The following is a 6805-nucleotide window of genomic DNA, read 5'->3' as shown; positions in this document are numbered from 1 at the left end:
CCCGCGCAGGCGGGAATCCAGAAGTTTGAAGTCGCGGCAACCTCTAAATATTCCTGATAAATCAGGGCTCGGATTCCCGCCTGCGCGTACATGACGGAATAGGGATTCCTTGTTTGGATTTACTATAACGCCAGTATATTTTACGGAGTTTAAATCGTGGTATTGGATTTTGTAGCTGGCGTTCTCGAACTCTTTGCCGCCACTTGGGATTTCCTGAGCTACGGCAAAAAGCGCATTTCCGTTCTGCGCCGCGCATATCGACATGGCGGCTGGCAGAAAGTACGGCGCGTATTGACCGGACGTAAGATGGAGATTGCCGTCTGGCTGGTATTTGTGATGATATTGGCAGCGGGAATGGTATTTGCTTGGACAATCATTGCTTGGGTGGTGTGGCAGGCTTTCAGGTAATTAGGTAATTTGAAACGTCGATAAGGTAACGATGACCTGACTGCAATTTCAAAAAAGGCCGTCTGAAAACAGATTTTCAGACGACCTTTGATTTGTTATTTCAAATTTAAATTCGTTAAATTTGAAATAACGGATTTATCCGGCTTTCTATAGCAAACATACTTAACTTTAAATCCGGTATGTCATCAAATTTCATCATTCCCGCGCAGGCGGGAATCCATCGTAAAACCTAAGAAACCTTAATTTGAAAAACAGTTTCTGAATTTAAAAAATGGATTCCCGCCTGCGCGGGAATGACGGTAGAGGTTTAGGCAAAAATTGCCCCCCCCCTGTTTTCAGACGACCTATTGCCCCGTCGGTGTGCATTGTAGCGTGGGCTTTGCCCACGATGATGCTAGGTAAAAAAGGTCGTCTGCAATTTTAGGTTTGATTCATGGGCAAAGCCCACGCGCTACGGGTTTCTATTCTCATGCTACGGTTTTTGCCGTAGGTCGGATTCTCGAATCTGACATTTCCAACTGATCGCCGGCAAAGTGGCTTGGAACCTTATCCGTTAATCATGATGGCGAACACCGTATAGCGAAATCATCCCTACTCTTTGACTTCATAGATCTCCTGCAACCAATTTAATCTTTCCCAAAGCCAAGCCTGACGGTTTATTTGTCTATAACAACAAGCACTCATAAAATTCCAGTCAACACAAAAAGGTCGTCTGAAACCCGAATCCGGATTTCAGACGACCTTTTTTTCTACATCAATAAACAATGTTCAGCAGGCAATCAATAGAAGCCTTCGCGCTCTTCGCGGGTGGAAATGTAGATGTTTTTCACCTGCGTGTAGGCGGCGAGCATCATTTTGTGGGTTTCGCGGCCGATGCCTGAAGTTTTGTAGCCGCCGAACGGTGCGCCTGCGGGCAGGCGGTTGTAGCAGTTCACCCAAACGCGGCCGGTTTCCAGCGCATTGGAAACGCGCAGGCAGCGGTTTATGTCTTTGCTCCAAACTGCGCCGCCCAAGCCGTATTCGCTGTCGTTGGCCATTTTGATGACTTCTTCTTCGGTTTTGAATTTAATCACGGTGGCAACCGGGCCGAAGATTTCTTCTTGGGCAACGCGTGCGCTGTTGCTGCCGGCTTCGATCAAGGTCGGCTCGACAAATTCGCCTTTGCCCAATTCGCCTTCGATTTTCTTACCGCCGGTAATGATGCGGCAGCCTTCTTGTTCGCCGATTTTGACGTATTTCAAAATGGTTTCAAGCTGACCGGCGTTGACTTGCGAACCCATTTGGGTATCGTCTTCCCAAGGCAGGCCGACTTTGATTTTTTTGAACTCTTCTGCCAAGGCGTTGACGAATTTGTCGTAAATGCCTTCTTGTACGAAGATGCGCGAACCGGCGCAGCACACTTGGCCTTGGTTGAACAAAATGCCTTTTTGCGCGCCTTCGAGGGCTTTGTCGAACGGCATATCGTCAAAGAAGATGTTGGCGGATTTGCCGCCCAGCTCCAAGGTGGCGGGAATCAGCATTTCGGCGGCTGCGATGCCGATGTGGCGGCCGATTTCGGTCGAACCGGTAAAGGCGAGTTTGTTGAAGCCTTTATGGTGCAACATGTATTCGCCGGATTTAGAACCTCGTCCGGTGATGATGTTCAACACGCCTTTAGGCAGCAAGTGGTTGATTTTTTGGGCGAACGACAACAGGCTCAGCGAAGTGCTGGAAGACGGGTGGATAACGATGGTACAGCCTGCGGCGAGTGCGGGGGCGATTTTCCAAGCCGCCATCAGGAAGGGGAAGTTCCACGGAATAATCTGACCGACTACGCCGATGGGTTCGCGCAGGACGATAGATAAGTCTTCGGAGTCAAGCTGGGTGGCAGTGCCTTCTTCGCCGCGGATCACGCTGGCAAAGTAGCGGAAATGGTCGGAAGCCAGCGGGATGTCGGCGGCGCGGGTTTCGCGGATGGGTTTGCCGTTGTCCAGCGTTTCCTGCAAGGCAAACAATTCCAAGTTTTCGTCAATCACATCGGCGATTTTGTTGAGGATGGCGGCGCGTTCGGTCGTGGTGGTTTTGCGCCATGTTTTGAACGCTTCTTGCGCAGCGGCAACCGCAGCATCAACATCGGCATCGGATGCGTCGGTAAACTTTGCCAGTACTTCGCCGTTGGCGGGATTGTGCGAATCCAAAAGTGCGCCGGGTTTTGTCCATTCGCCATTGATTAAGAGACCGTACTCTTTATCAAACACATTTAAATCTTTTGCCATGATGCTGTCTCCTTGGTTATCTTCTTGAGGTTTCGGACGTATCTCCAACGTCGTCTGAAAACAGGATAGTATTTTTTCTGTTTAAGTTCAAGCATTAAAAATGATAACGTTCTCAAAATTCCAAATATGTAATTTTCTAAAATAGGAAATCCAATCCGGTAAGGCTTGACTCCGCATGGAAATGAAGCGGGTTTGTTAATGTATTTAAAGTTTTCAGACGACCTTTTTTACATGATATGTGTAAGAATTTTTCAGCGTCTTGGTGGGCATATTTTCAGGCAGGTAAAATGTTATGATATAACATTTTATTTCTTATTTTTCAAAAAGATAGGGTGTTGACACGGCGAAATGAAGGGGAGTATTCTCATTTACAGGGGGTTTACCTCCTACCCGACCTTTTACGGATTTCTTACGAATGCCAAGGAGAACACCATGAAGATGCAAGCTGTTGTTGTGAATCAAAATGTAGAGGGCGATGTAGAAGTTGTAGAACGCGAAGTGCGCCCATTGGAATACGGCGAGGCGTTGGTTGAAGTCGAATATTGCGGCGTGTGCCATACCGACTTGCACGTTGCGGCAGGCGACTACGGCGAAAAACCGGGACGCGTGTTGGGACACGAAGGCATCGGCATCGTCAAAGAAGTCGCTCCGGGCGCGGATGCCCTGAAAGTCGGCGACCGCGTCAGCATCGCATGGTTGTTCCAAAGCTGCGGTTCGTGCGAATACTGTAATACCGGCCGCGAAACCTTGTGCCGTTCCGTATTGAACGCAGGCTACACCGCCGACGGCGGCATGGCGACCCACTGTATCGTCGATGCGGACTACGCCGTCAAAGTACCCGACGGCCTCGACCCTGCACAAGCTTCCAGCATCACCTGCGCCGGCGTTACCACTTACAAAGGCGTGAAAGTTTCCGGCGTGCGTCCGGGACAATGGATTGCCGTTTACGGCGCGGGCGGTTTGGGCAACTTGGGTGTCCAATACGCGAAAAAAGTATTCGGCGCACACGTTGTCGCCATCGACATCAACGATGAAAAACTGGCATTCGCTAAAGAAAGCGGCGCAGATTTAGTCATCAACGCCGCCAAAGAAGACGCTGCTAAAGTGATTCAAGAGAAAACCGGCGGCGCACACGCAGCCGTTGTCACCGCCGTATCCGCCGCCGCGTTCAACTCCGCTGTGGACTGCGTCCGCGCAGGCGGCCGCGTCGTTGCCATCGGTCTGCCGCCTGAATCTATGGACTTGTCCATCCCGCGTCTGGTCTTGGACGGCATCGAAGTGGTCGGTTCGCTGGTCGGTACGCGCAAAGACTTGGAAGAAGCCTTCCAATTCGGCGCAGAAGGCTTGGTAGTACCGAAAGTCCAACTGCGTGCTTTGGACGAAGCTCCGGCAATTTTCCAAGAAATGCGCGAAGGCAAAATCACCGGCCGCATGGTTATCGACATGAAAAAAGAATGCGGTTGCGGTCATCATTAATTTGATGTAGGCAGTTAACTAAAAAGGTCGTCTGAAACCTTGCTTTGGGGTTTCAGACGACCTTTAATTTATCGGCATGAAACTATAGTGGATTAAATTTAAATCAGGACAAGGCGACGAAGCCGCAGACAGTACAGATAGTACGGTAAGGGCGAGGCAACACCGTACTGGTTTAAAGTTAATTCACTATAAAAAAACTTGCGCCGTCATTCACGCACCGACAGGTATGATGGCAGTTGACTCAACGAAATGGCCAAATCTCTAAATCTTCGCAAGTATTCTCATAAAAAGGTCGTCTGAAAAACCTGAAATCCGTTTTTCAGACGACCTTTTGTTCCACCTTACAAGCGCGTGACGCTCAAGACGCCTTTGACGTCGCCGAGGCTGGCGAGGACGCGTGGGAGGTCGTTGACTTGTTTGACTTCGAGCGTGAACCTCATGCTGGCTTCCAAGTCGCGGGACTGGGTTTGCACGGCGGTAACGTTGAGTTTGTGGCGGGCGAGCGCGTCGGATACGTCGCGTAAAAGCCCTGAGCGGTCTTGGGCGCGGATTTCAACATCGACGGCGAACACTTGTCCTTCCTGTAATGCCGCCCAGCTTGCGTCCAACACTTTTTCGGGCGCTTGTTCGGCGAGGTGTTGGAAAGAGGGGCAGGTTTTGCGGTGCACTGAAATGCCGCGTTCGCGGGTAACGAAGCCGACAATATCGTCGGGTGGCGCGGGTTTGCAGCATTTGGCAAGCGTGGTCATCAAACCGTCTTCGCCGTCGATGAGAACGCCGGTTTTGCCGCCTTTTTTGATTTTGGACTGTTTGACGATGGTGGTTTCGCTGACAGGTACGGGCGGCGGTTCATTCAGCGTGCCGCAGGCTTTCTGGATGGCGCGGTTGGAAATTTCGCCTTGTCCGACGGCGGTATAGAGGTCGTCGAGTTTTTTGTAGCCGAGGTTTTCGGCAAGCTCTTGCAGGTTGGGCTTGGGCGTGAGTTTGGCAAGCTGTTTGTCGAGTTGGACGCGGCCTTCTTCGCGCACGGTGTCGGCGTTTTGCTGACGGATGTAGGCGCGGATTTTGCCGATTGCCTTGCTGGATTTGACCCAGCCTTCATACAGCCAGTTGACGGAAGGATGCCCTTCTTTGGCGGTAATGATTTCGACGCGCTGTCCGTTTTCAAGCGGGGTGGACAGCGGCACAATTTGCCCTTCGACTTTCGCGCCGCGGCAACGGTCGCCGATGCTGCTGTGCAGGGCGTAGGCGAAGTCGATGGGTGTCGCGCCCGTGGGCAGGGAAAGGACTTTGCCGTGCGGGGTCAGGACGTAAATCGTGTCGTTGAAAAGCTCGGTTTTGAAGGCGGCGGCGAGGTCTTCCTTGCCGCTTTCCGCCATATTTTCGCGCCAGTCCAAGAGTTGGCGCAACCAGGCGATTTTTTGTTCGTAGGCGGAATCGCCCTTGCCGCCCTCTTTGTAACGCCAGTGCGCGGCGACACCGAATTCGTTGAATTGGTGCATATCGAAGGTGCGGATTTGCACTTCCACGCCTTTGTCTTCGGGGCCGACGATAACGGTGTGCAAACTTTTATAGCCGTTGCCTTTGGGGTTGGCGATGTAGTCGTCGAACTCGCCCGGGATGGGTTGCCAGAGGCTGTGGACGATACCCAGCGTGGTGTAACACTCGGGGACGGTATCGACCAGAATCCGCACGGCGCGGATGTCAAAGAGGCCGTCGAAGCTGAGTTTTTTCTTCACCATTTTTTTGTAAATGGAGTAGATGTGTTTCGGGCGACCGGCTACTTCGAAGTGAACGTTGTATTTTTTGAGCTCCGCGCGCAGGATGTTGAGGAAGTTTTCGATGTATTCGAGGCGTTCGGTGCGTTTTTCGTCCAAAAGCAGCGCGATTTCGCGGTATTTTTCGGGTTCTTGATGGCGGAAGCCGAGGTCTTCGAGCTGCCATTTGAGCTGCCACACGCCCAGACGGTTGGCGAGCGGGGCGAAGATGTCGAGGGTTTCTTTGGCGACGGCGCGTTTTTCGGGGCTGTCGGGAACCTCGCTGAGAAACTGCATGGTGCGGGTGCGCATGGCGAGTTTGATTAACACGACGCGGATGTCGGTTACCATCGCCAGCAGCATTTTACGCATGGTTTCGGCCTGTTGCGCACGCTCTTCGGGCGTAGCCAGGCTGTCGACGCGGGCGAAATGGGTTAGCTTTTGTACTTCGTCCACACCTTTGACCAGCTCGGCGACGGTGCTGTTGCAGCGTTCGGAAACCAATAGATTCCAGTCGGGGACGTAGCGTCCGATGTCGGCAAGCAGCGTCGCGGCGACGGCATCGGGGAGCAGGTCGAGTTCGTTGACCATCTGCGCCGCGCCGAGGAAATGGTCGAGCAGCGGCTCGCCATACGGCGTGACGGCATCGGCGGGATAGTGTTCCTGCGCCAGCGACCATGCGGCGCCGATGAGGTTTTTATCGTTGTCCGGCAGCGCGGCGCAGTAGCTGTCGAACCATTCGCGCAATTCTTGCGGAGTCGCGCTTTGCGTGTCTTGAATCGGGCTGGTGGCGGTCATGATGGTGTCTTTTCGTTTCGATAAAAACAGGTTTATTGTAACAGGTTGCCAAAGGGATTTGCGGGCTGTTTTGCGGGATAGAGTGGATTAACTTTAAACCGGTACGGCGTT

4 protein-coding genes are annotated in these 6805 nt (G+C 52.2%); 2 read left to right on the top strand and 2 right to left on the bottom strand.

The window, feature by feature from the left end; translation table 11 throughout:
• Positions 1-156: 156 nt before the first annotated feature.
• Positions 157-408, top strand: a complete 252-nt coding sequence (locus tag HMPREF2907_RS08540) for a hypothetical protein (protein WP_049226758.1) — start codon at positions 157-159, stop codon at positions 406-408.
• 779 nt (positions 409-1187) lie between these two features.
• Here the strand turns inward: HMPREF2907_RS08540 and HMPREF2907_RS08535 are convergent.
• Complete coding sequence (locus tag HMPREF2907_RS08535) at positions 1188-2663, bottom strand: aldehyde dehydrogenase family protein (RefSeq protein WP_070682129.1); 1476 nt, start codon at positions 2661-2663, stop codon at positions 1188-1190.
• A 432-nt stretch (positions 2664-3095) separates the two neighbouring features.
• Between HMPREF2907_RS08535 and adhP the strand changes: the two genes are divergently transcribed.
• Positions 3096-4139 carry an alcohol dehydrogenase AdhP gene (adhP, locus tag HMPREF2907_RS08530; RefSeq protein WP_081452105.1) on the top strand — a complete coding sequence of 348 codons (1044 nt, stop codon included), beginning with the start codon at positions 3096-3098 and terminating at the stop codon, positions 4137-4139.
• 341 nt (positions 4140-4480) lie between these two features.
• On the opposite strand, the gene HMPREF2907_RS08525 is transcribed toward adhP, so the two are convergent.
• A complete protein-coding gene (locus HMPREF2907_RS08525; RefSeq protein ID WP_070682127.1) occupies positions 4481-6694 on the bottom strand; it encodes a RelA/SpoT family protein in 2214 nt (737 codons plus the stop codon).
• Between the last annotated feature and the right edge of the window lie 111 nt (positions 6695-6805).

The sequence above is a fragment of the Neisseria sp. HMSC055H02 genome, assembly GCF_001813335.1.
GTDB lineage: Bacteria > Pseudomonadota > Gammaproteobacteria > Burkholderiales > Neisseriaceae > Neisseria > Neisseria sicca_C.
This window is presented reverse-complemented; position numbering and strand designations above follow the sequence as displayed.